Below are 23,294 nucleotides of genomic sequence, written 5' to 3' on the forward strand. Positions count from 1 at the left end.
TCCACGGTTTTTTTATACCCATAAAATATATAAGATACATGAAGGAGCATTCCATGGCACGCTTAACCCGTTTTGTATTGCCGATGATGATTTTTCTTGGACTCGCGATGCCGATTCAAGCCCAAACCCTCAAACCCGTTCCAGAAATCCAAGGCCCAACGCAAGACCGCTTCCCGGGCGACCCCGCCACGCACAAAGTCGTCTATATGTTTAATCAGGCAGATAATGACTATCAAACATCGATTCTTAATTCTATTCAAGCCATGCTAAGAATGTATGACGACGATGTCGAGATTGCGGTGGTGGTGATCGGTCCAGGAATTCACGTGTTAGCGAAAGAACCACAGCGTGAAGTCGATCCTTTAATTTACGAACGGGTTGAAAGTTTTGCCAATGACTATAACGTACGCTGGATTGCTTGCGGCAACACTATGAACTCTATTGGTTGGCAACACGACGATATGCGCCCATTTGCTGAATATGTTGAAGTGGGTGCATCGGCCCTAATGGAGCTACAAGCCAATGGCTTTGCATTTATTGCTTGGTAATATCAGCAAAGGCCTCAATCAAACGAGCAATCTGCTCAGGATGATGTTCGGCACTGAGCGTAATTCGTAAACGTGCTTGCGCTACTGTGGGTGGTCGGATGGCGGCCACCCAAAAACCTTGGTGTTTTAATTGCTCACTCCAGGCTAACGCCTGTTCGGAACTCGCACACAACACCGGTTGAATCGCACTTTGCGAGGCGGTCAAATCTAATCCTAGCGCACTTAAACCGCTGCGCAATTGGGCAATATTAGCATTCAACTGGGCTCTAAGATCATCTCCCTCCATTACAAGCTCTAAGGCTTTCAGCGTTGCTAAGGCGTTTAATGGTGACATCGCCGTGGTGTAGATAAACGGTCTTGCAAACTGAATCAAACTCTCAATAAGCACCTCACTCCCGGCTACAAACGCACCACTGGTGCCAAACGCTTTACCAAAGGTACCCATCAATACGTGATCCGCCGCAGGGGTCAGCCCAAAGTAACTGAAGCTGCCGCGCCCCTGCTCACCCAATACACCCATCGCATGCGCATCATCAACCAGTAACCAGGCCTGGTGCTCATGGGCTAATTTCGCCAAAGCCACAATATCCGCTAAGTCACCATCCATGCTGAACACGCTATCGGTCACAATCATCGACTGACCTTCCGCCCGTTCCAGCCGCCGCGCCAAAGCCTGATAATCCAAATGAGGGTAACGTTTAAACGCGGCCGCTGATGCCAGCGCCCCATCGATTAAGGAGGCATGATTCAGCTTATCGCCTACAATTAGGTCGCCGGCCTGCAACAGGGTTTGTTGAACCGCCAAATTGGCCATATAACCGGTAGAAAATAGCAACGCCCGCTCGACACCTAACCATTCGGCCAACGCCAGCTCAAGTTGATGGTGATACTCATGGTGCCCAGTGACCAGATGCGCGGCACCCGAGCCCCATCCCGCTGTTGAGTCTGCCGCTAACACCTGCTTGATCGCTGCATGACTCGCCAGCCCCAAGTAATCATTGGCGCAAAAATTAATATAGGGCTGGCCATTGACAACCATCGTTACACCCTGAGGGCTCGATACAATAGGCCGCTGTCGATACAAGGCTTGCGCTCGACGCTCCGCTAAACGCGGACCAAACCTTTGTGCGATAGAGCCGGTCATCGTCACCTATCCCTCTTAGGCTAAGCAGACACAGCCGCAGTCGACACAGCCATCTCCGCCTTGGCTGTCAAATGAACATTAATTCCCAATTTTTTAAACAACTGGTGATCGTGATCCGCTTCAGGATTATCGGTGGTCAGCAACTTATCACCATAAAAAATTGAATTCGCGCCGGCAAAAAAGCACCAGGCCTGCGCCTGTTCATTCAACGACATCCGCCCCGCCGATAAACGCACATACGACTTAGGCATTAAAATTCGCGCCGTCGCAATCACCCGAATAAAATCAAACGGATCGGTTTTATCCCGCATCTCGGCTAACGGCGTACCATCAATCGGCACCAATAGATTAATCGGTACCGAATCTGGATGATGACTCATATTGGCAAAGGTTTTTAGCAACTCGGCCCGATCCTGCTGGGCTTCACCCATCCCAATAATGCCACCAGAGCAGACATTAATCCCCGCATCACGCACTTTATCAATAGTATCTAAACGATCCTGAAACGAGCGCGTGGTAATCACCTGCGGATAATAGGCTTCAGAGGTATCCAAATTATGATTGTAATAATCCAGGCCTGCTTCTTTTAGCTGTTGTACTTGCTCATCATCCAACATACCAAGGGTCATACAGGTTTCCATGCCCAAATCACGCACTACCTTCACCATTTCCAGCACCACTGGAAAATCTTTTTTATTCGGGTTGCGCCAAGCCGCACCCATACACAAACGCGTGGCGCCTTGTGCTTTCGCCTGCATGGCTTTGTCTAACACCTCTTGTACCGCCAGCATTTTTTGCTTTTCTAGGCCGGTGTCATAACGTGCACTTTGCGAGCAATAAGCACAGTCCTCAGCACAACCGCCTGATTTTATGTTAACCAACGTACTCACCTGAACCTCAGATGGGTTAAAATACTTACGATGAATACCGTGAGCCTGAAACATAAGATCATGAAAAGGTTGCGCCATAATGGCCCGAATTTCAGCGACCGACCAATCATGACGTAGCGAATCAACTTGCTGCATAGCGACACCTAAACCTAAAAATAAAGGCTTATTATAGCCCAAGCACATGGAGATGCCGATGCATTGGCTAGAGAAATGGTTATTTCCGCCCTGTTGTGTTGTAACTAGCGCACCAACGGATAGGCTTGACCTCGACCCTAGATTTATTCAACAGTGGCAACGCTATGGTGACGCTTGCCCCTGCTGTGCGGCGCTAAGTCCACAAGGCAAAATCTGCGCTCAATGCCAAAATACAACGCCTCGATTAATCAATTACACCCAAGTTGCTTTTGCTTTTCGGGGTGAGCTTCGCAAACTGGTACACCAGTTTAAATACATGGAACAACTGCACTTAAGCCGACTATTTGCCACACTGATGCAACAACAACTCAGACTAGAGCCGGTCGATGCACTCGTACCCATTCCATTACACCCGCGCCGACTCACTCAACGTGGCTATAACCAAGCCTATGAAATCGCTCGTGTTTTAAGTAAAAACCTCCAGATTCCAATCTACAGCGGTCTCGTTCGCCAACAAGCCACCTCGAGTCAAACCTTACTCAACCGCAGCCAGCGCCAACAAAATCTCGTCAATGCCTTTGCTATCAAACCCAATCAGCAAGCCGAACTGCTTAAGCTCCAGCGCATCGCCCTTATTGATGATGTCATTACCACCGGAGCTACCCTGCAGGCCGCCGCCCAACAGCTTAAAAAACACCATCCTCGCTTAGAAATTCATGCCTGGGCTTTGGCAAAAACACGTTAAATCATCAAGTTAGCTATGCTAGTATGATAAAAAAGATTAGTCAGAGAGTTCCCCTATGCCGCGCATCTTAATTGCACCCGATAGCTTTAAAGGCTCGTTATCTGCCGTCGATTTTTGCCGCATCAGCCAACAATTAATTCAGCAACATTGGCCGGAAGTCGCGGTCATTTCTCGACCACTCTCAGATGGGGGTGAAGGTTTTGTTGATGCCTTCTGCTATGCCGGCTTGGCACAAAGCCAGTCGGTTGAAACACAAGATCCTCTGGGTCGAAACGTCACTGCGCACTATGCTTGGCAGGCGAGCACCCAAACCGCCATTGTTGAAATGGCCCAAGCATCTGGTCTGCCCAGATTAGCGCCTAACGAACGCAACCCACTGCACACCAGTAGTTATGGCGCTGGCTTAATTATCAAAGCGGCCATTGAACGAGGCGCTCAGCGGATTATTTTAGGACTTGGCGGCAGTGCCACCAACGACGGCGGCGTTGGCGCTTTGCAGGCGTTAGGGATTCCCTGTTTAGATAAACAGGGACGAGCGATTTCACAAGGTGGTGGCGCACTACAGCATTTAGCCAGCATTGGAGAGATTCCACCCCACTTACAAAAGATAGAATGGCTAATAGCCTGCGATGTCACTAACCCGCTGACAGGACCACAAGGCGCAACGGCCGTCTATGGCCCACAAAAGGGGCTACAACCGGAACAATTTACCATCTTAGAAAACGGACTAGCCCACTTTGCGGATTTGGTGAAACAGCAATTTAGTCGTGCGATATTAACCCAACCTGGAGCGGGTGCGGCTGGCGGCATGGCGGGTGGATTTATTGGCATACTCGGCGCACAGACTCAGAATGGTTTTGATCTTTTGGCCGAAGCAACCGAATTTAAACAGTTATTTGAGCAACCGAATCAGCCAATAGACCTAGTGATTACCGGCGAAGGTAAGCTTGATGCCCAGACACGCCATGGCAAACTCCCAATGCGAGTCGCGCAATTAGCTCAACAGCACCAAGTTCCTACCCTCGCACTCTGTGGTCAATTAGCCGTTGCGCCCCATGAGCTCAATGAGTTTTTAGCTATTTTTAGCTTAGTACCAGGCCTGGTTACGGAAACTCATGCGCTAGACAATGCACCGGCTTGGCTAGAACAACGCCTCTACTCAGCGCTCAAACTTTTCTATCGCGGCTGAATCGGCTCGCTAATCTGCTGGTAATCACCCCACTAATCCGTCTGCATCGCCCAAAGCGGATTCACATCATCAATCTGCGCTGGCATCAACCAGAGCACTTGATAAGGCGCCATTAACAGTTGATTCTCGGCGGTATCATAGGTCTGTTGATCCAATAAATTCACCCACTGATCATTTTGCGATGCAACCATAGGTAAATCGGCTAGCTGATGAACTAAATCAAAATTCTGAAAGTCATTGGTTAAGTTAAACACCGCCAACAGAGGAAACTTCAGCTCCTCCAAACCTCGCCATAGCGCAAAAAATGCCGGCCCTAAATCAAGCACCTGCTGTCTAGTGTCCGGATGAAAGGCGCGATGTTTTTTACGTCGTTTTAAAACCGCGACTAAGCGCTTTAAAACCTTGGCATTTGGCGAATGCTCACGCGCCAATAACGCCTCCAGATAAGGTCGCTCCCATTTGCGTCGATTAATCGAACGCGTGCGCCCCGTGCGCTCAACACCCTCTTGATCATTCACCGTGGCCAGCAAGCTATGAATATAGAGCGCAGGTATCCCTTGCAAACTCAACATAATCAACTGAGAACAAATAAAACGGTCAACTTGCCATTGATCTGGCCCTAAGCCATGACAGGTTTCTCGAAATGCGCTAAATAATGAAATATTAATTTCATAGGGTGACTGAGTGCCATCTGGACGACTGCGCATTGACACATAGCCGCCTTGCCGATGCATACCGGCAATAAGGTCTTCGATTTCACGTTCTGGCAATAAACCTTCGACGGGACGCAAACCGATACCGTCATGCGATGCGGTAAAGTTTAAATAATTACAGCCTGGCGGGGGCGCGGCTAAATCCTGCGCCCAAGCCGTCAGATAGTTGCCATCCCCACGATACAGCGCGTGCAACACCAATGGAGCCAGGCTGAACTGATAGACTAGATGCGCTTCATCCCCGGCCCCAAAATACGAAACATTTTCTTGATGCGGCACATTCGTTTCAGTCAGTACCAAACTATTTGGGCTCACCCAGGCCATCACATCACGAATCATCTTTACCACCTCATGGGTTTGTGGCAGATGAATCGACGGAGTACCCAATACTTTCCATAAAAACGCCACCGCATCCAAACGAACGATTTCCGCACCCTGCTCAATATAAAACAGTAACACCTCCAGCATCTTAAGCAACACCGCCGGATTCTCAAAGTTGAGATCGATTTGGTCGGCACTAAAGGTAGCCCAAACCCATTTGCGCCCAGCATGAGTATAAGCTGGCACTAGCAACGGGGTATTGCGTGGCCGCACGACCATCGACACATCGGTACTTGGGTCTACCTCAATAAAAAACTGATTAAACGGCGCTACATTTGCTTTGAAGTCAGTAAACCATAAGCTTTCCCGCGATACATGATTCAGCACATAATCAAACATCAATTTATAGCGTTTATGCAAAGCGGCGATATCCGCCCAGTCACCCAAATCGGGATCGACTTGCAAATAATCAATCACGGAAAACCCATCATCGGAACTATAGGGAAAGAAGGGCAGCAGATGCACGTGACTAATCGCATCCTGTACATGCTTTTGCAAAAACGCATCTAATACCTGCAGTGGCATCCCCGCGCTGGCATCGTAAATGCTGTCGCCATAACTAATCAGCACGACATCCTGCTGCGACCAGCTCGGTGATGACTGTTGCACTTGCTCCGAGTTATCTGACGTGGCTAATCGACTCCGCGACGTTTGCATGGCATTACAAAGCTGCTCAAAACACGCATGAGCTTGCTCCATTGGATACAATCGCTGCAAACGGGCCAGTATTTGGGCTAAATGGGGGTCTAAGCTTGACATATTTCACTCCAAACGTTAGCTATTATCTCGTTCAACGGCTTCACGCAACTCTTGCAAAATACTCGGTCGGGCACTAATTACCCGGTTCCAGTTAGGCACAAAAGGCTGCTCATCGACCATCGCAATAAACGCATCACCGGCGCTAATAATATTGTCCGCAAACAGTTCCACCACGCGCTCTTCCTCATGACGATCAAGTGTCAGACCGTTCATTTCAGCATCAAAGGCATAGGATTCTAACTGGTCCAACGCGGTTCGATGATAGACCGCACGAATCGAGCGCAAGGTCGCCCGTGAAAACTGATGTCCGCTGGTCGCTAATTTACGGTACAAGGATTTTGCAATGTCCTGACTCATCCGCGATAAGCCACCGTTGGCATCATCAAACGAAACCTGTTGATGTTTATGATCATAGCGATCCGCAATCTCTACCTGACAAACGCGACGATTCGAAAAATTACGCCGAATTTCCGCCAATATCCCAATTTCCAGTCCCCAGTCGCTTGGAATACGAACATCACGCAAGGCATTCACTTCAAGCGCAAACTCACCGGCTAAGGGATATCGAAAGGAATCCAAATAGGCTAATAAGTCATCTGGCCCTAACACGGTTTCCAAAGCGCGTAATAAGGGTGTGACCAATAAACGCGCCACCCGACCATTAAGCTTGCCATCGGCATGACGCGCATAGTAGCCCTTTGAAAACACGAAGTTAAAGGTTGGGTGCGCCACAGGGTAGAATAAGCGCGCCAACATCTCACGCTCATAGGTAATAACATCGCAATCATGCAACGCGACAACTTGCGCCCGCTGCGAGGCCAACACATAACCAAAACAACCCCAAACGTTTTTGCCTTTACCTGGCTCCTGCGGTGCTAAACCCAAATCGACTAAAGGTTGCATTACGCCTTGGATGTTGGGGCCATCGTTCCACAAAATCTTATGGGCTTGCGGTAAGCGAGCAAAAAACCGTTTGGCAAAATCAAACTCTTGCTGATTGGCACGGTCTAGGCCAATCACAATTTCGGTCAAATAAGGCACTTGCGCCAGCTCATCAACAATTTTGCTCAAGGCGGCGCCAGATAACTCACTGAATAACGAGGGCAAAATTAATGTCATTGGACGCGACTGGCTAAACTGCATCAAGTCTTTTTCTAATGCTTCAACCGAACGCTGGGTTAAATTATGAAACGTGGTTACCGTGCCATTTTGAAAAAAATCGCTCATATTGCCTCCTGAAAAATACGCTGAATAACTGCCTGAATCCAACCGTTAGGTGCTGCCAGTGGACTATAAATGACCTCATAACCAGGCCTGGTCGCAAGTTTGAGATAAGAACCGTCTGGCTTGGGCATCACCACCGCCACATCAGCCGCCATCAACATGGCTCGGTCGTTTTCACCATCACCTAGGGCTAAAACTTTATAAGTTGCGGTTGGCAACCCGCTGTGTGGGTCGGCCAGTAAGTGCTGTAATGCTGTCGACTTCGAATGGTGTCCCATCAGATGATAAAATCGACCACCGGCCACACATTGCAACCCCAGTGAGGCAATAAAAGTTTGAAATTGTTTCAACAGCGCCTCAGTGCCCAACCACTGAATCGGTTCCGTTACCCAGCGAGTTTTGGCTAGACGGGCTTCCTCCACAGACAACCCAGTTGCTTTCGCCACCTCGGCCACTGACCAATCGCTAAAACCCACAAAGCTAGCCTCCTCCTGTTGGTCACGCCAATGGTGTAATTTCGGTAAAAAATCTGTCAACAAGGCGCCGTAACAAGTCGTGGCATGATGTGCGACAACGCCGCCATTTTCAGCAATAACCGGTGAGGATAAATTTAATTGATGGCGCCAAGCAGACAGCTCAGCCAGAGTTTTTGAGGAATTCAGGATAACGGGAATATGCTGGCTTTGCAGGCGCTCAATAATCTCGGCAATTCCCGAGACATCATACGTATGATGATTGAGCAGCGTACCGTCTAGATCCGTCGTGATCAACCAATCAATCATGGTGATCCCCCGCGCTTAGTAATAAGTTATTTTTATTAAATCATACTTTTTCGGGATCACCAAATCACACAGATATCGACTAGGCGGGAGTTAAATTCGCATAGGCCATCACCAACCACTTTACACCGGCATGCTTAAACGACACTTGAATACGGGTATGATCGCCACTGCCTTCCGTGGCCATTACCACCCCCTGACCAAACTTTTGATGGAATACAGCTTGGCCTAAAGATAACCCCGTCTCATTCGTGGCGGCGTTTTGTGTCGAGGCTTCATTACCCCAAGCACGAGTGGGTTGCACGCGCCCAGACATGCGCACCCAGTTCACCGCATCTTCGGGTAACTCACGCAAAAATCGCGATGGCTGGCTGTAAATCTCATTGCCATGTAACCGACGGCGTTGCGCAGCACACATAAACAAACGTTGCTCCGCCCGGGTAATGCCCACATAAGCCAACCGCCGCTCTTCCTCAAGGCGCGAAGGATCGTCTTGTGACGACTGTGACGGAAACAGCCCTTCCTCCATACCCACCATAAAGACTAAGGGAAATTCCAAGCCTTTTGCAGCGTGCAACGTCATCAACTGAATAGCCGACTCCCCAGCACTTGCTTGATTATCGCCTGCTTCCAAGGTCGCTTGCGCTAAGAAATTGAGCAGACTATTGTCGTTATCGGTATCCGCCTGCAGATCTTGGCGTTTTTCAAAACTCGCCGCCGCGTTAACCAGCTCGTCTAAGTTTTCTAATTTGGATTGACCTTGCTCGGAGCGATCTTTTTCGTAATGTGCCTGTAACCCCGAATCCTGCATCACCTGCAATACAAAATCCGCTAAAGCCAAACTCGGTTGCAAGCTTGCCAACTCGGTAATTAAATTCAAAAAGCCTTGCAACGCACCTTTAGCTCTTGCAGCTAATCCACCTTGGTTAAGCAGTAACTCACTCGCTTGCCACATTGAGCAGGCCTGGTCACGCGCCAAATCACGCACCTGTTGCATGGTTTTATCACCCAAGCCACGAGTTGGCAGATTGTAAACTCGCTCAAAAGCGGCATCATCCGCCGAGTTCATAATCAAGCGTAAATAGGCCAACACATCTTTAATTTCAGCACGGTCATAAAAGCGCAAACCACCATAAATACGATAGGGCATCTCCGCTTGCAGTAAACCCTGTTCAAACACCCGCGATTGCGAATTAGAGCGATACAAAATGGCAACCTGTTCCCGTGTACCACCCTCACGCAACCAGCCCTGGATTTGCTCAATAACATATTGACACTCATCCAAATCATTAAAAGCCTCATAGATGAGTATCGGCTCACCCGGCTCGCCGTCACTCCACAGATTTTTGCCCATCCGCTCGGTGTTGTGTGAAATTAAATGATTGGCGGCCAGCAAAATGCGATTAGTCGACCGATAGTTTTGCTCAAGGCGCACCAAGGCCACCTCGGCAAACTGCTGCTCAAATAAGCGGATATTTTCGACCTTGGCACCCCGCCAGCCGTAAATCGACTGATCATCATCACCTACGACAAACAAACGCCCGCGACCACCAGCAAGCACACGCAACCAAGCATATTGCAAACTATTGGTATCTTGAAACTCATCCACCAAAATGTGCTGATAACGCTGTTGATAAAAGGCCAACACCTCGGGGGAGCGCAACCAAAGTTCGTGCGCACGCAATAACAATTCGGCAAAATCAACCAGGCCTGCTTGTTGGCACTGTTGTTCATAAGATTCATAAACCGCTACCAGGGTTTTTAAATAGGGGTTATGACCCGCATCAACGTGTTTAGCACGTCGTCCCTCTTCTTTTTCACTATTAATAAATCCGACCACCTGCTTGACTGGCCACTGGGTTTCATCAAGATTCATGGCTTTTAATAAGCGTTTAACCATCCGCTTTTGATCGTCACTATCTAAAATCTGAAAGGCTTGCGGCAGGCCTGCTGCTTGATAGTGCTGGCGTAGGAGCTGATAAGCAATACCATGAAAAGTGCCCATGGTGACACTTTTAGCCGCCGGCCCCATCAGTGCTTCCATGCGTCCGCGCATTTCGCGTGCGGCTTTATTGGTAAACGTCACCGCCAACACATTGTAGGGGCTGGCGCCTAGCACTTCGACCACCCAGGCAATTCGATGCACCAATACACGGGTTTTTCCCGAACCGGCACCAGCCAACACCAAGCCATGGCCTGTTTCTAGTGTGACCGCTTGGCGCTGCGCATCATTTAAACCATCCAAAATATAATTTACATCCATATTCTATCTCTACTCAACCGACTAAATTCGCTACTATGCTAGGCGAATTTGAACCAAAAGTGAAAAAACCCTGTTTATAAGTTTTTTTTTATGATAAAGCTTGCAACATTAAACCCTTTGGTGTAAAAATGCTCTCTTAGTTTTAGACTATACAGATCCCCCGCTTAAGTTAATATGCTTACAAAGAAATTTTTAATTTAAGCAATCTGCCATATTCCGTACGAACGCCTCTAATTCCCTTAAATATTACAAATATTTAGGGTAGTCGTACCCAAATAAAATAATAATAAGGAGTTACCTTATGAGTGACAAAATTTTTGTAACCTCAGATGCCAATTTTGAAGCGGAAGTATTAAATTCAAGCTTACCTGTACTTGTTGACTTTTGGGCAGAATGGTGTGGCCCATGTAAAATGATTGCCCCTATTCTTGACGACATTGCTACCGAATATGCGGGCAAAGTTAAAGTGGTTAAATTAAATATTGATGAAAACCCATCAACACCACCGCAATATGGTGTTCGTGGCATTCCAACACTTATGTTATTTAAGAATGGTGAAGTAGATGCGACTCAGGTTGGCGCGCTTTCTAAATCGCAGCTTTGCACCTTCTTAGATAACAATTTGTAATACACACGTTATTTGGGCCCCAAAGGCCCTTTTTTTATTTAGCCTCAGCTCACAACGCTTAATTCCTTTTGACTCACCTTATTCCAACACTTATATGTGATACCAACTGATTATGAATCTAACAGATCTAAAAAAACTTTCTGCCGCATCGCTACTTGATATGGCCAACGACATGGGGCTTGATAACCTAGCTCGTCAACGTAAACAAGACATTATTTTTGCCATTCTTAAGGGTCACGCTCAAAAGGGCGAAGACATTTTTGGCGAAGGCGTTCTTGAAATTTTGCCCGACGGCTTCGGTTTCTTGCGCTCCGGTGATGGCTCTTACCTTGCCGGTCCCGATGACCTCTATGTATCACCCTCTCAAATCCGTCGATTCGGTTTACGCACAGGCGATACTGTTCAAGGCAAAATTCGCCCACCAAAAGAGGGCGAACGTTACTTTGCTTTACTAAAAGTTGATAGAATCAATTTCGAAGACCCAGATGTTGCTCGTAAAAAAATCGCCTTCGAAAACCTAACCCCGCTCCATGCTGAGCAACGCCTCAAAATGGAAATTGGTAACGGTAGCACCGAAGACATCACTCCTCGTATCATTGATCTAGCTTCGCCGATTGGTAAGGGTCAGCGCGGCTTGATTGTCGCACCGCCTAAATCAGGTAAAACGGTAATATTACAAAGCCTGGCGCAATCAATTGCGGAAAACCATCCAGAATGTTATTTGATTGTGCTACTCATTGACGAGCGCCCAGAAGAGGTCACCGAAATGCAGCGCACCGTTAAGGGTGAGGTGATTGCTTCAACCTTTGACGAACCTGCCACTCGCCATGTGCAAGTAGCAGAAATGGTCATTGAAAAGGCCAAACGCCTAGTGGAACACAAAACCGACGTGGTCATTTTACTTGACTCGATTACTCGTTTAGCACGTGCCTACAACACCGTGGTGCCGGCATCAGGTAAAATCTTAACCGGTGGTGTAGATGCCAATGCGCTACACCGTCCAAAGCGTTTCTTTGGTGCGGCACGTAATATTGAAGAAGGCGGTTCACTGACGATCATTGCTACCGCGTTGGTAGATACCGGTTCTAAAATGGATGAGGTCATCTTTGAGGAATTTAAAGGTACCGGTAACATGGAATTGCACTTATCACGTGCGATTGCTGAGAAACGTACCTTCCCTGCCATTAATCTGACCAAATCTGGCACACGTAAAGAAGAATTGCTAACCACACCTGAAGAGTTGCAGAACATTTGGATTCTGCGTCGCTTCTTACATACCATGAATGAAATTGAAGCCATTGAAACGTTGATTGACCAAATGAAGGTCAGCAAAACCAATGCGCAACTCTTTACATCCATGAAACGTTAAAAAACGCTTTGAAGGCTTGAAATAACAAATCTTTCTGTTAGAATCACGTCTTCAAAATTTTTATCCACATTTTAATTTGGACCGTCACTATGAAAGCAGACATTCATCCAGAATACAACGAAGTGGTCTTCCAAGACATTTCAACCGGTGAGACGTTTAAAACACGTTCTACCATTAAAACTTCTGGTGATACTATCACCCTAGACGGTAAAGATTACCCTTTAGTTCGTGTAGAAGTTTCAAGTGCTTCGCACCCATTCTACACTGGCAAGCAAACTTTGGTTGACACCGAAGGTCGCGTTGAGAAGTTCCGTCAAAAATACGGTTCACTTCGTCGCTAAGCGAATCTTTATCTTAAAAAAACCGGCCGTGCTATTTTTAGCCTGCCGGTTTTTTTATTTTCACCACACAATCTTGTTTTCAATAACCGATTAGCTGAGCACAAGCTTAACCGCTATCGCGCAGTCTTACCGTGACAGTGGATTGAAATAAAGCTAGAATATTGCTTTTGAATTTTTATAAAGGCAGCCCCAATGTCTGGATTGCAAAATGATCGTTTTCTTCGCGCCCTGCTTCGTCAACCAGTAGATCGCACACCTGTATGGATGATGCGTCAGGCTGGACGTTATTTGCCAGAATATCGCGCAACCCGTGCCCAAGCAGGGTCGTTTATGGATTTATGCCGTAATGCTGAATTGGCTTGCGAAGTCACCCTGCAGCCGCTAGAGCGTTTCCCGCTGGACGCCGCTATTTTGTTCTCCGACATTCTCACAATTCCTGATGCGATGGGCTTAGGCTTACGTTTTGCACAAGGCGAAGGTCCGATTTTTGACAAACCCGTGCGCTCGATGGCGGATGCCAAAAAACTCTATGTACCTGACATGGGTTCCGATTTAGGTTATGTGATGAATGCGGTCAGCACGATTCGCAAGGCACTCAATGGCCGTGTACCCTTAATTGGATTTTCAGGTAGTCCGTGGACACTCGCCACCTATATGGTAGAAGGCGGATCAAGCAAAACCTTCTCGATTGTCAAGGCCATGATGTATGATCAACCCGCTACCCTTCATCATATCTTAGATGTGTTGGCGGATTCCGTCATTGCCTACCTTAATGCCCAAATTGAAGCCGGCGCTCAAGCGGTGCAAGTATTCGATACCTGGGGTGGCGTATTAACACCACGCGATTACAAAGAATTTTCACTTAACTATATGGCGAAGATTGTTGATGGCTTAAAGCGTGAACATAACGGTCAGAAAATTCCGGTGATTTTGTTTACCAAAGGTGGCGGCCAGTGGTTGGAAGCCCTAGCTGATACTGGTGCTGATGCGCTCGGATTAGATTGGACCACCGATATTAGTGAGGCGCGTCGTCGCGTTGGTGATCGCGTCGCCCTGCAAGGCAATATGGATCCAAGTATGCTTTATGCCAGCCCAGCACGTATTCGTGAAGAAGTCGCCAGTATTTTATCTCAATACGGTCACGGCTCTGGTCATGTGTTTAATTTGGGACACGGCATTCATCCAGAAGTCGATCCAGAACATGCTCGTGCCTTCATTGAAGCCGTGGTGGCTTTAAGTCCTGCCTACCATTAAGCTTAATCCGCTGGCAGGTCTAGGTAGGTCTGGTTAACCACCAGACCTACCTAGCTATACAACACGCTCAAACCGGATTAAATTCTTTTGGTAATTCAACCTCTTGATCGCTAAATAAAAACTTCTGCATTTCTTCCTGTAAAAAGCTGCGCGCTTTCGGATCTAAACTCGATAAACGATACTCGTTAATCAAAATCGTCTGCTGACCCAACCATTGCTTCCAGGCTTCTTTGGATACATTATCAAACACCTTCTGGCCCAACTCACCTGGAAATGGTGCAAAATCCAAACCATCCATCTCTTGCTTCAACTTGACACACTGTACTCGTCTAGCCATGGTTACTCCCCTTCATTAAATTCTTTACGCTTCGCGTGCTTGTAGCTGTTCAATCAACTGTCTAATGGGCGCGGGTAAACCCAGTTCTAAGGCATCCGGTAGGTTAAACCAACTGCCTGTTGCATCCAGTGCTGCCGCATAATTAGGCACCCCTTCACAGACCTGATCCTTTTGGATTGCTATCGAATCACCCAGCGTCACGTCTAGCATCACTTCTACTGGATACATCATCAAATGATAATGACTAAAGCTATGTTTAAGACTAGGCCATTCTACCAAAGACTCAACCGCTGACTCAAACATCGCAAGATTAAGTTCCTCTGGGTCAGCCAAAGGCGTTTCAGGCAAACTATACAAACCACCCCAAATCCCTTGCCCAGGCCGAGGTTGCAACCATAACTGGCCTTGTTTATTACGCAGAAGCCAACAGCAGGTCTGCTTGGTAGGTCGCGTTTTTTTAGGTTTCGTACTCGGCAAGCTAGCCACTTGAACGGTTTGCCAGGCCTGGCAAGTCGCTTGTACCGGGCACTGCTGGCAGCGCGGCTTGGAGCGTGTACAAAGCGTAGCACCTAAGTCCATTTGCGCTTGGGTATAGTCTGCCAATCGATGTGTTGGTACCTCGCTTAAAAGTTGCTCGGCCTGTTGCCATAACTGCTGTTGAACCCCTGTAGTGCCGGGCCAACCCGCAATCGCAAAATAACGCGCTAATACTCGTTTAACATTGCCATCTAAAATAGCATAGGGCTGATTAAAAGCCTGGGCTAGAATCGCGCCTGCAGTTGACCGCCCGACCCCAGGCAAGGCTAAAATCGCCGCAAAATCTTGCGGAAACTTGCCATCATGCTGATTGATAATCTGCTGTGCCGCCTGGTGCAAATTGCGACCGCGAGCATAGTAGCCTAAACCCGACCAGTGCGCTAAAACCTCATCTTGACTTGCCGCCGCCAAACTGGCCACATCAGGAAAACGCTGCATAAACCGTTGATAATAAGGAATAACGGTTTGCACCTGAGTTTGTTGCAGCATAATTTCTGACACCCAAACATGATAAGCGGTGCGTGGCTGGTGCCACGGCAAATCATGACGACCATGGTCATCAAACCAGGCTAATAAAGGCGCAACAAAACTCACTCTACCCTCCAAGGACAAGCTTTCCTAAGTCGGTTATACTATCAAACTTTTCAATGGCTGCTAAAGAAGCGTAACATGACTGAACATTCTGCCCAGACCCCCAACCTTTCTACTGAAGCATTAAACACCTCAAACCAAGGCGAGCCAACCGGTTTAGCGCGACGGATTAAAAGCTTTGTACTGCGCCAAGGCCGCATGTCCAAAGCGCAACAAGGCGCATTAGAACGCCTTTGGCCAGTGTATGGCTTAGAACCGGCAGGGGCGAGCTTGGATTTAATGGCTTTGTTTGGTCGTGATGCCGACACCTATGTCGAAATCGGTTTTGGGATGGGTACGAGCTTGGCGCAAATGGCAGCGGATAACCCTGATCGCAACTACATTGGTATTGAAGTCCATCGTCCCGGCGTCGGCGCGTTATGCAAACTGATTGAAGAACAGGGATTAACCAATATTCGAATTTTTAATCACGACGCGATTGACGTGTTGGAAAAACGCATTCCGCTGAACAGTCTGGCGGGCGTGTACTTGTTTTTCCCCGATCCTTGGCACAAAGCGCGTCATAAAAAACGCCGCATTGTACAACCTGAATTTGCCGCCAAACTGGCGCAACATCTGAAAATAGGCGGCGAATTTCACATGGCCACCGACTGGGAAGATTATGCGTTGCACATGATGGAAGTCATGAGCGCCGCGCCCGATTATCGCAATGCCGCCGGTGACGGTCAATTTACCCCACGCCCCGCCTATCGCCCACTCACCAAATTCGAACAGCGCGGCCATCGTTTAGGGCATGGCGTATGGGATTTGATATTTAATAAACAATAGTTTGCCGAATCCCAGTCAGAGCCTGATGCTCATCAAACATTAGGCTATTAATTAAGTTTTGTATGTTGAAAAGGGTTTCTTATGACGCACACCGATTCTGCTCCAATTATTCTTGTTGATGGTTCGTCGTATTTATTCCGCGCCTTTCATGCGATGCCGCCTTTGACCAATCGCGAAGGCCATCCGACCGGTGCGATTTATGGTGTGACCAATATGATTGGCAAGCTGTTGGAAACCTATCAGCCGGAACAGATCGCGGTGGTGTTTGATGCCAAGGGTAAAACCTTTCGCAATGATTTATACGCTGACTACAAGGCCCATCGCCCACCGATGCCGGATGAATTGCGGGTGCAAATTGCGCCGATTCATGAGATTGTCAAAGCACTGGGGTTGCCGCTGCTGGTGATAGAGGGCGTGGAGGCGGACGATGTGATCGGTACGCTGGCTGTGCAAGCAACCCAGGCCAAAAAGGATGCATTGATTTCGACCGGCGATAAAGACATGGCGCAACTGGTGAATGAACATATCACCTTGATTAATACCATGACCGATACGCTAATGACACCCGACAAGGTGGTGGAAAAATTCGGCATTCGACCTGATCAAATTATTGATTATCTGGCGCTGATGGGCGACACCTCCGACAATATTCCAGGGATTCCAAAATGTGGGCCAAAAACCGCGGTAAAGTGGCTGACCGCTTACGACACCATGGATAATCTGATCGCGCATGCGAATGAGATCAAAGGAAAAATTGGTGACACCCTGCGTGAGCATATTCCGCATTTAGCCTTGTCGCGTCAGTTGACCACCATTCGCACTGATTGCGATTTGCCGATTAATCTGCCGGATTTAACCCGCCAAGCACCAGATATCGACGCGCTAAAAACCCTGCTTGCGGAATATGAGTTTAAAAACTGGCTAAAACAGTTAGAAGACGGGCAGTTGCCGTTTAGTCGCCAACAAAACCACCACGCCAAACCGGCCGCCAAAAACACGACGAGCAGCACCCAAGAAAGCGCTCAACAAGGTCTGGTGAGTGACGAACAAGCCGCCTTGCAAATCAACTCAGCCGATTACGAAACCATTTTGACCCAAGCGCAGTTTGACACCTGGCTGACCAAGCTTCAGCAAGCCGAACTGTTTGCGCTGGACACCGAAACCACCTCACTTGAACCCCTGCACGCGCAGTTGGTCGGATTGAGTTTTGCGGTCGAGTCAGCAACAGGCCTGGTGGAAGCGGCGTATTTACCGCTGAAACATGACTATGACGGCGCTCCGACCCAACTGGATTTTGAAACCACCCTCGCCAATCTGAAACCGCTGTTGGAATCCGAACAACCGCAGAAAGTCGGTCAAAACCTGAAATACGATTGGCACGTGTTGGCCAACCACGGCATTCAATTACGCGGAATGGCGTTTGATACCATGCTGGAATCCTATGTGCTGAACTCGGTTGCGACTCGGCATAATATGGACGATCTAGCACAGCATTACCTCAATAAAACCACGATTACCTTTGAAGACATTGCCGGCAAAGGTAAGGCGCAAAAAACCTTTAACCAGATTGACCTTGCACAGGCTGCGCCCTATGCCGCAGAAGATGCGGATATAACCCTGCAACTCCATCAAACCCTGTATCCACAACTGACCGAAAAAGCCGATCTCGCGCAGGTTTTAAACGAGATTGAAATGCCACTGATGCCGGTGCTGGCGAAAATGGAACGCCACGGCATGTTAATCGACAAGGATCTGCTGAAGATTCAAAGCGGCGAATTGGCCAAAAAAATCACCACGCTGGAAAACGAGGCCTATCGCATTGCGGGGCAAGAATTTAACCTCGGCTCACCCAAGCAACTGCAAGAGATTCTGTTTGAACAACTCGGACTGCCGGTGATAAAAAAAACCCCGAAAGGCGTGCCCTCTACCGCTGAACCGGTTTTGGCGGAACTAGCAGAACAAGGCCACGAACTGCCGAAGGTGATTACCCAGCATCGCAGTTTGGCCAAACTCAAGTCCACTTATACTGATGCCTTGCCCAAGCAAATCAACCTGCAAACCGGACGGGTGCACACCTCTTACCAACAAGCGGTGGCCTCGACCGGACGCTTGTCGTCAACCGAGCCGAATCTGCAAAATATACCGATTCGTACCGCCGAAGGTCGTCGTATTCGTCAAGCCTTTATCGCCAGGTCGGGCTATCAACTCCTCGCCGCCGACTACTCGCAAATTGAGTTGCGGATTATGGCGCATTTAAGCGAAGATCCAGGCCTAGTGCAAGCCTTTGCCGAAGGCAAGGATATTCACCAAGCGACCGCAGCTGAGATTTTTGATATGCCGTTGAACGAGGTGACCAGCGAACAACGCCGCAGCGCCAAAGCAGTGAACTTTGGCTTAATTTATGGCATGTCGGCATTTGGCTTGGCCAACCAACTGGGAATTGACCGAGGCTTGGCACAAGCCTATATCGACCGTTATTTTGATCGCTATCCGGGTGTAAAAGCCTATATGAACACCACCAAGGCCGATGCCGAATACTACGGTTATGTCGAAACCCTCGCTGGGCGACGTTTTTATCTGCCTGATATTAAAGCCCGTGGCCCACGCAAACAACATGCCGAACGCACCGCAATTAATGCGCCGATGCAAGGCACGGCAGCGGATATTATTAAAAAAGCGATGATAGGGCTTGATCGCTGGATTGAACAAAGTGACTTAGATATTCGGATGCTGATGCAGGTACACGATGAATTGGTGTTTGAAGTCAAAACTGAACAGCTGGAACAGATCAAACCTGAAATCAAACGCCTGATGGAAAGCGCCATGCCGCTGAATGTGCCGCTGATTGTGGAAATCGGTCAGGGCGATAACTGGGACCAGGCGCATTAAGAAACGACCTCTAGAGGTTTTAAAGCGACTAGGGCCGTTGTTTTATGATTGTTAAATTCTCAAAGCGCGATTAAGCACGACGGAAAAGAGCTACTAAGTCATCACGTAAATCTACACGACCCATTTCTTCAAGCTTAACGTCTGTTCCTGTTACGGTCACCTTTTGTAATGCTGCTTGCGAATTAGGAATATCAAGAGTAATCGCAGCTAATTTTGCACTCGCTAAATAACTCGCAACCTTAGCGTTATTTTTCAAAATATCCTGCGGCTGCTGTTGTGCCCAGGTGGTCGCATGAAACACAACAGTGCCTTGGTAATTCGCATCAGCAAGTGCAACTAAAGTTTGCTCAAGTATTTCAACATTATCATCACGCAGGAATTCACCGCCAAACGCTAGAAAAACGGCCTCTTGATCCATAATTCGTGCAACAGCAATTTTAGCGTCTTCGTCTGTTGCAACAGACTCAAAAACTAAATTAGCATCACCTTTTTTGGTTAAATAACCACCACCAATACCGCCTACTAGGGTTCCACAAATACGAGAACGATTACTGATAATGCCCAGATTATTTACATTCATAGCGCCCTGCAAAACTTGACCGATAGTAGCGCCAGCCATGATACGAATTGTTTGGGCTTCACCTGCCGTCAAAGGTTTTTTTGCTTCTGCATAAACAACCATTGAGCTCATTCCCATTAAACCGAATAACACACCACTTAAAATTGACTTATGCATTGCTAAACTCCCGATTAAAAATAAACTTCACTAGCAGATGTTAATTTAAGCTAGACAAAAGACTATGTCTAAATCAAGGAAGTTTTATAAAAGCTTATAGCCATATCAATATATTTTTTGACCGGGTACGTTTTTGAAGCGCTTATAAGACCATTGATATTGCGCTGGACATAAGCTCAGAGCTTGCTCAACCCCTTTATTTAATGCTGCTGCTGCCTCAATATCATCGGTACTGCTAACTAAATCAGTCGCTGGAATCACGTGAACACGGTAGCCATCAGCACCGGCTAAGCGCTCCGTAAAGGTATAAAAAACCGGACACTGTGCCTTTTGCGCTAATTTAGCCACTAACAACATGGTATTCGCTGGCTGCGCAAAAAATGGCGCAATCACACCGCCACTGGCACCAGGATCCTGGTCGGGAAGAATGCCAACCATTTGCTGGTCTTTAAGTGCGCGTCGCAAAGCCTTTACACCGCTCATATCTGTGGGTACAAGATCGGCACCACCCCGCTCACGCACGGCACGCATAAAAGTTTCAATAGACGCCATCCGCGGCGGCCGATACAAACTGGTAATGCCATATTTAACCGACCAATACCAGCCCATCAATTCCCAAGCGCCCAAATGCGGCGACAACACGATCACGCCTCGTTGCTTTGCCAGACCTGCTTCGAGTTGCTCTAAACCACGCACCTCTTTTACCAAGGGTAATAATTTCTCTTTTGGCCAGAGCCATAAAGGCCCTAATTCCGTAACGGTTTTGCCTAACTCGACCAAACTTTGCTTGGCCATTTGATCACGCCAGGCCTGGTCGTGTTGAGGATAGGCAATAGCCAAATTGATCAAGGTAATGCGTTTAGCCTTATTAGGCAGACGCCACAGCAACCAGCCTAACCCCTGCCCCAATCGACGATTCAATCCCAAAGGCAATTTAGAAAAGCCCCAAATTAAACCTTTAAACAATACGCCTGCAATAGGATGACGGTCACTCGAAGCCAGCGTTTTACTCATCAACATCCTCCGTGACCAGGCCTGCTAAACCCGCATGATTGTCATCACCAATAAGGGGTTGCATGGCCGTCCATAAATTCGCATAGAGGTGTTTATTACGTTGTTCTTCTGCCAGCAAAAGGTCTTTAAAATGCTGACGGGCTTGCGGCTTGGCAAAACACGCGGGACAGTTATCCGGAATCACCGGCAGGCCTGCTGATGCCGCAAAATCACGGGTTTGATTTTCGCGCACCCGCACAAACGGACGAATTATGCGAATGTCTTTTTCGTTATTAAGATAGTGCGCTTTCATGGTGCGCAACTGACCGGCATTAAACGCCGACATCACAAAGCTTTCAGTCAAATCGTCGAGATGCTGTGCTAGGGCCAACACGTTATAGCCCTCACGACGACAGACGGTGTAAAGCTTGCCGCGCTTATGCCGTGAACAAAAACTACAAAATGAATCGCCTTTCATATATTGATTAGCCAGCGCAACCAAATCTTCCGATTCATAAAAATACGGCACGTCAAGATCGGCCAAAAAAGCCTTCAGTGGTGATGGGTCAAAGCCGGGTATTTCTGGGTCAATGGTACAGGCTGCTAACTCAAATTTAATCGGGGCATGGCGTTGCAAATGTTTTAACACCATCAACAGCGCCAGGGAGTCTTTGCCACCGGATAAGCCTAACAGTACGCGATCACCGTCGCGCAACATTTTGTATTGCGCGATAGCGCGCCCAACCGATTGGAGGATTTTTTTAGGAGGTTTGATTTTCATAACACACATTAACGTGAAAAGAACAACAGTATAAACAAGCCACTAACAAAAATCTCATTTTAAATAATGACGGATATACACCTACGCCTTGCGTCTTAACCAGACGCCAGACTCAATATGATGACTATAGGGAAATTGATCAAACAGCGCGGCCGAGACAAGGTCATGAGTGGTTAACAAGGTGTCTAGATCATGCGCAAGCGTTTCTGGGTTGCAGGAAATATATAAAATGTTATCGTGGTATGTCGCCATCCCTCGAGTCAGATCATCAAGCCCTGAGCGCGGTGGATCAACAAAAATAGTTTTGAAGTTGTAGCGATTTAAATCGACATCGGCCATGCGATTAAACGCTTTCCCCGCAAGCGCCTGCGCCACTTCCTCCGCTGCCATTTTAACCACCGTTACATTAGCAATGGCGTTTTGAGCCAGGTTGAACTGGGCCGATTTCACCGAGGTTTTGGAAATTTCAGTGGCCAACACGCTTGAATAAATATCGGCTAAGGCAATCGAAAAATGGCCATTACCACAATAGAGCTCTAACAAATCACTCGGCTGCTGCGCCACAATTTGACGACTTTGTTCGCGCGCCCATGCGAGCATATTTTGCGCCATTTCAGCATTCGGCTGGGTAAAACTGTTTTCGATTTGTTGGAATAACCAGGCCTGGTTATCGGTCGCTAAACGCTCAATAACAAAATCCTGATCTAGTAGAATTTTTTGTTTGCGGCTACGACCTATCAGGTGATTAATCGGCAAGGTTTCGCGCAATTTTTGAGCAGCTAAGGACCAGACCTGCTCATCGATTTTTTTTCGATAAATGAGCGTAACCAGCATTTCGCCACTCAAGGTCGCTAAGAAATCGATTTCAAACAGACCGTTTTTGAGCGTGTCACTGTCACTGATTGCCGCCAACAGCGGTTGCATCAACTGATCAATTGCTTCACATGCCATCGGGCAGGATGTAATTTCTATCGGCTGTTTTGGATTGGCTGAGTCGAACATCGCATAAAACAAACGCTCCGGCGTATGCCAAATCCGAAACTCTGCGCGTTGACGATAATGTTTGGGGGGTGACGCGTAAACCTGCAACGAGTCCGCTATACTAGGCACCAAATCAAGCAAACGCTGCTGTTTATCGGCCAACTGTTGTTGATATTGTTGCGGAAAAACCTGACACAGCATGCCACCACCCTCTTACTAAAAACTTGGCGGGCATTATATCGCGCCTGGCGAACAAAGC

General features: G+C 47.9%; 21 protein-coding genes. 9 read left to right on the forward strand and 12 right to left on the reverse strand.

What is annotated here, in order from left to right:
• Nucleotides 1-53 precede the first annotated feature (53 nt).
• Nucleotides 54-548, forward strand: coding sequence for a DsrE family protein (locus tag THICY_RS07965; protein WP_013836101.1), 495 nt, complete (start codon nt 54-56; stop codon nt 546-548).
• Here the strand turns inward: THICY_RS07965 and bioF are convergent.
• Together bioF and bioB are read right to left on the reverse strand one after the other, a co-directional pair.
• Complete coding sequence (gene bioF, locus THICY_RS07970; RefSeq protein ID WP_013836102.1) at nt 535-1,692, reverse strand: 8-amino-7-oxononanoate synthase; 1,158 nt, start codon at nt 1,690-1,692, stop codon at nt 535-537. The two genes, THICY_RS07965 and bioF, sit on opposite strands and share 14 nt — an antisense overlap.
• A gap of 20 nt (nt 1,693-1,712) precedes the next feature.
• Nucleotides 1,713-2,717 (reverse strand): biotin synthase BioB, encoded by a 1,005-nt coding sequence (bioB, locus tag THICY_RS07975; RefSeq protein ID WP_041435865.1) that lies wholly within the window; start codon nt 2,715-2,717, stop codon nt 1,713-1,715.
• A gap of 58 nt (nt 2,718-2,775) precedes the next feature.
• Between bioB and THICY_RS07980 the strand changes: the two genes are divergently transcribed.
• Both THICY_RS07980 and THICY_RS07985 read left to right on the forward strand, forming a co-directional pair.
• Nucleotides 2,776-3,462: a ComF family protein gene (locus tag THICY_RS07980; RefSeq protein ID WP_013836104.1), complete on the forward strand. Its 687-nt coding sequence runs from the start codon at nt 2,776-2,778 to the stop codon at nt 3,460-3,462.
• A gap of 55 nt (nt 3,463-3,517) precedes the next feature.
• Nucleotides 3,518-4,651, forward strand: a complete 1,134-nt coding sequence (locus THICY_RS07985) for a glycerate kinase (protein ID WP_013836105.1) — start codon at nt 3,518-3,520, stop codon at nt 4,649-4,651.
• A 32-nt stretch (nt 4,652-4,683) separates the two neighbouring features.
• Here the strand turns inward: THICY_RS07985 and THICY_RS07990 are convergent, their stop codons facing one another.
• The 4 genes from THICY_RS07990 to uvrD form a co-directional block, all read right to left on the reverse strand.
• On the reverse strand, nt 4,684-6,504 hold the full coding sequence (locus tag THICY_RS07990) for a sugar phosphorylase (protein WP_013836106.1): 1,821 nt from the start codon (nt 6,502-6,504) through the stop codon (nt 4,684-4,686).
• 15 nt (nt 6,505-6,519) lie between these two features.
• Nucleotides 6,520-7,731 (reverse strand): glycosyltransferase family protein, encoded by a 1,212-nt coding sequence (locus THICY_RS07995; protein WP_013836107.1) that lies wholly within the window; start codon nt 7,729-7,731, stop codon nt 6,520-6,522.
• Nucleotides 7,728-8,510, reverse strand: coding sequence for an HAD-IIB family hydrolase (locus THICY_RS08000; RefSeq protein ID WP_013836108.1), 783 nt, complete (start codon nt 8,508-8,510; stop codon nt 7,728-7,730). The genes THICY_RS07995 and THICY_RS08000 overlap by 4 nt, the downstream gene beginning before the upstream one ends.
• 79 nt (nt 8,511-8,589) lie before the next feature.
• Nucleotides 8,590-10,770: a DNA helicase II gene (gene uvrD, locus THICY_RS08005; protein ID WP_013836109.1), complete on the reverse strand. Its 2,181-nt coding sequence runs from the start codon at nt 10,768-10,770 to the stop codon at nt 8,590-8,592.
• Between the two features lie 301 nt (nt 10,771-11,071).
• On the opposite strand from uvrD, the gene trxA reads away from it, so the two are divergent.
• The 4 genes from trxA to hemE all read left to right on the forward strand — a co-directional run bounded on the left by trxA (nt 11,072) and on the right by hemE (nt 14,362).
• Nucleotides 11,072-11,398: a thioredoxin TrxA gene (gene trxA, locus THICY_RS08010; RefSeq protein WP_013836110.1), complete on the forward strand. Its 327-nt coding sequence runs from the start codon at nt 11,072-11,074 to the stop codon at nt 11,396-11,398.
• A gap of 112 nt (nt 11,399-11,510) precedes the next feature.
• Complete coding sequence (rho, locus tag THICY_RS08015; protein WP_013836111.1) at nt 11,511-12,767, forward strand: transcription termination factor Rho; 1,257 nt, start codon at nt 11,511-11,513, stop codon at nt 12,765-12,767.
• 89 nt (nt 12,768-12,856) lie between these two features.
• Nucleotides 12,857-13,108 (forward strand): type B 50S ribosomal protein L31, encoded by a 252-nt coding sequence (locus THICY_RS08020; RefSeq protein WP_006460144.1) that lies wholly within the window; start codon nt 12,857-12,859, stop codon nt 13,106-13,108.
• A gap of 192 nt (nt 13,109-13,300) precedes the next feature.
• The gene (gene hemE / locus THICY_RS08025) at nt 13,301-14,362 is read left to right on the forward strand and encodes a uroporphyrinogen decarboxylase (protein WP_013836112.1); all 1,062 of its coding nucleotides are present in this window, start codon (nt 13,301-13,303) and stop codon (nt 14,360-14,362) included.
• A 67-nt stretch (nt 14,363-14,429) separates the two neighbouring features.
• Here hemE and THICY_RS08030 read toward each other — a convergent pair whose 3' ends face one another.
• A complete protein-coding gene (locus THICY_RS08030; protein WP_006460141.1) occupies nt 14,430-14,699 on the reverse strand; it encodes an oxidative damage protection protein in 270 nt (89 codons plus the stop codon).
• Between the two features lie 24 nt (nt 14,700-14,723).
• A complete protein-coding gene (mutY, locus tag THICY_RS08035) occupies nt 14,724-15,830 on the reverse strand; it encodes an A/G-specific adenine glycosylase (protein WP_013836113.1) in 1,107 nt (368 codons plus the stop codon).
• Between the two features lie 75 nt (nt 15,831-15,905).
• On the opposite strand from mutY, the gene trmB reads away from it, so the two are divergent.
• Both trmB and polA read left to right on the forward strand, forming a co-directional pair.
• Nucleotides 15,906-16,655 (forward strand): tRNA (guanosine(46)-N7)-methyltransferase TrmB, encoded by a 750-nt coding sequence (gene trmB, locus THICY_RS08040; protein WP_013836114.1) that lies wholly within the window; start codon nt 15,906-15,908, stop codon nt 16,653-16,655.
• Between the two features lie 81 nt (nt 16,656-16,736).
• Entirely contained in the window at nt 16,737-19,544 is a 2,808-nt protein-coding gene (gene polA, locus THICY_RS08045; RefSeq protein ID WP_013836115.1) for a DNA polymerase I, read from the forward strand.
• Between the two features lie 70 nt (nt 19,545-19,614).
• Here polA and THICY_RS08050 read toward each other — a convergent pair whose 3' ends face one another.
• The 4 genes from THICY_RS08050 to trmA all read right to left on the reverse strand — a co-directional run bounded on the left by THICY_RS08050 (nt 19,615) and on the right by trmA (nt 23,236).
• Nucleotides 19,615-20,280 carry a hypothetical protein gene (locus tag THICY_RS08050; protein ID WP_013836116.1) on the reverse strand — a complete coding sequence of 222 codons (666 nt, stop codon included), beginning with the start codon at nt 20,278-20,280 and terminating at the stop codon, nt 19,615-19,617.
• A 105-nt stretch (nt 20,281-20,385) separates the two neighbouring features.
• The gene (locus THICY_RS08055) at nt 20,386-21,294 is read right to left on the reverse strand and encodes a lysophospholipid acyltransferase family protein (RefSeq protein ID WP_013836117.1); all 909 of its coding nucleotides are present in this window, start codon (nt 21,292-21,294) and stop codon (nt 20,386-20,388) included.
• Complete coding sequence (locus THICY_RS08060) at nt 21,287-22,054, reverse strand: tRNA 2-thiocytidine(32) synthetase TtcA (RefSeq protein ID WP_013836118.1); 768 nt, start codon at nt 22,052-22,054, stop codon at nt 21,287-21,289. The genes THICY_RS08055 and THICY_RS08060 overlap by 8 nt, the downstream gene beginning before the upstream one ends.
• Before the next feature lie 81 nt (nt 22,055-22,135).
• Nucleotides 22,136-23,236, reverse strand: a complete 1,101-nt coding sequence (trmA, locus tag THICY_RS08065; protein ID WP_013836119.1) for a tRNA (uridine(54)-C5)-methyltransferase TrmA — start codon at nt 23,234-23,236, stop codon at nt 22,136-22,138.
• Between the last annotated feature and the right edge of the window lie 58 nt (nt 23,237-23,294).

This window comes from Thiomicrospira cyclica ALM1, assembly GCF_000214825.1.
In the GTDB taxonomy this organism is placed as follows: Bacteria; Pseudomonadota; Gammaproteobacteria; order Thiomicrospirales; family Thiomicrospiraceae; genus Thiomicrospira; species Thiomicrospira cyclica.

Coding starts and splice junctions, on each gene's coding strand:
- THICY_RS07965 (WP_013836101.1), top strand. CDS start 54: ATGGCACGCTTAACCCGTTTTGTATTGCCGATGATGATTTTTCTTGGA.
- bioF (WP_013836102.1), bottom strand. CDS start 1,692: ATGACCGGCTCTATCGCACAAAGGTTTGGTCCGCGTTTAGCGGAGCGT.
- bioB (WP_041435865.1), bottom strand. CDS start 2,717: ATGCAGCAAGTTGATTCGCTACGTCATGATTGGTCGGTCGCTGAAATT.
- THICY_RS07980 (WP_013836104.1), top strand. CDS start 2,776: ATGCATTGGCTAGAGAAATGGTTATTTCCGCCCTGTTGTGTTGTAACT.
- THICY_RS07985 (WP_013836105.1), top strand. CDS start 3,518: ATGCCGCGCATCTTAATTGCACCCGATAGCTTTAAAGGCTCGTTATCT.
- THICY_RS07990 (WP_013836106.1), bottom strand. CDS start 6,504: ATGTCAAGCTTAGACCCCCATTTAGCCCAAATACTGGCCCGTTTGCAG.
- THICY_RS07995 (WP_013836107.1), bottom strand. CDS start 7,731: ATGAGCGATTTTTTTCAAAATGGCACGGTAACCACGTTTCATAATTTA.
- THICY_RS08000 (WP_013836108.1), bottom strand. CDS start 8,510: ATGATTGATTGGTTGATCACGACGGATCTAGACGGTACGCTGCTCAAT.
- uvrD (WP_013836109.1), bottom strand. CDS start 10,770: ATGGATGTAAATTATATTTTGGATGGTTTAAATGATGCGCAGCGCCAA.
- trxA (WP_013836110.1), top strand. CDS start 11,072: ATGAGTGACAAAATTTTTGTAACCTCAGATGCCAATTTTGAAGCGGAA.
- rho (WP_013836111.1), top strand. CDS start 11,511: ATGAATCTAACAGATCTAAAAAAACTTTCTGCCGCATCGCTACTTGAT.
- THICY_RS08020 (WP_006460144.1), top strand. CDS start 12,857: ATGAAAGCAGACATTCATCCAGAATACAACGAAGTGGTCTTCCAAGAC.
- hemE (WP_013836112.1), top strand. CDS start 13,301: ATGTCTGGATTGCAAAATGATCGTTTTCTTCGCGCCCTGCTTCGTCAA.
- THICY_RS08030 (WP_006460141.1), bottom strand. CDS start 14,699: ATGGCTAGACGAGTACAGTGTGTCAAGTTGAAGCAAGAGATGGATGGT.
- trmB (WP_013836114.1), top strand. CDS start 15,906: ATGACTGAACATTCTGCCCAGACCCCCAACCTTTCTACTGAAGCATTA.
- polA (WP_013836115.1), top strand. CDS start 16,737: ATGACGCACACCGATTCTGCTCCAATTATTCTTGTTGATGGTTCGTCG.
- THICY_RS08050 (WP_013836116.1), bottom strand. CDS start 20,280: ATGCATAAGTCAATTTTAAGTGGTGTGTTATTCGGTTTAATGGGAATG.
- THICY_RS08055 (WP_013836117.1), bottom strand. CDS start 21,294: ATGAGTAAAACGCTGGCTTCGAGTGACCGTCATCCTATTGCAGGCGTA.
- THICY_RS08060 (WP_013836118.1), bottom strand. CDS start 22,054: ATGAAAATCAAACCTCCTAAAAAAATCCTCCAATCGGTTGGGCGCGCT.
- trmA (WP_013836119.1), bottom strand. CDS start 23,236: ATGCTGTGTCAGGTTTTTCCGCAACAATATCAACAACAGTTGGCCGAT.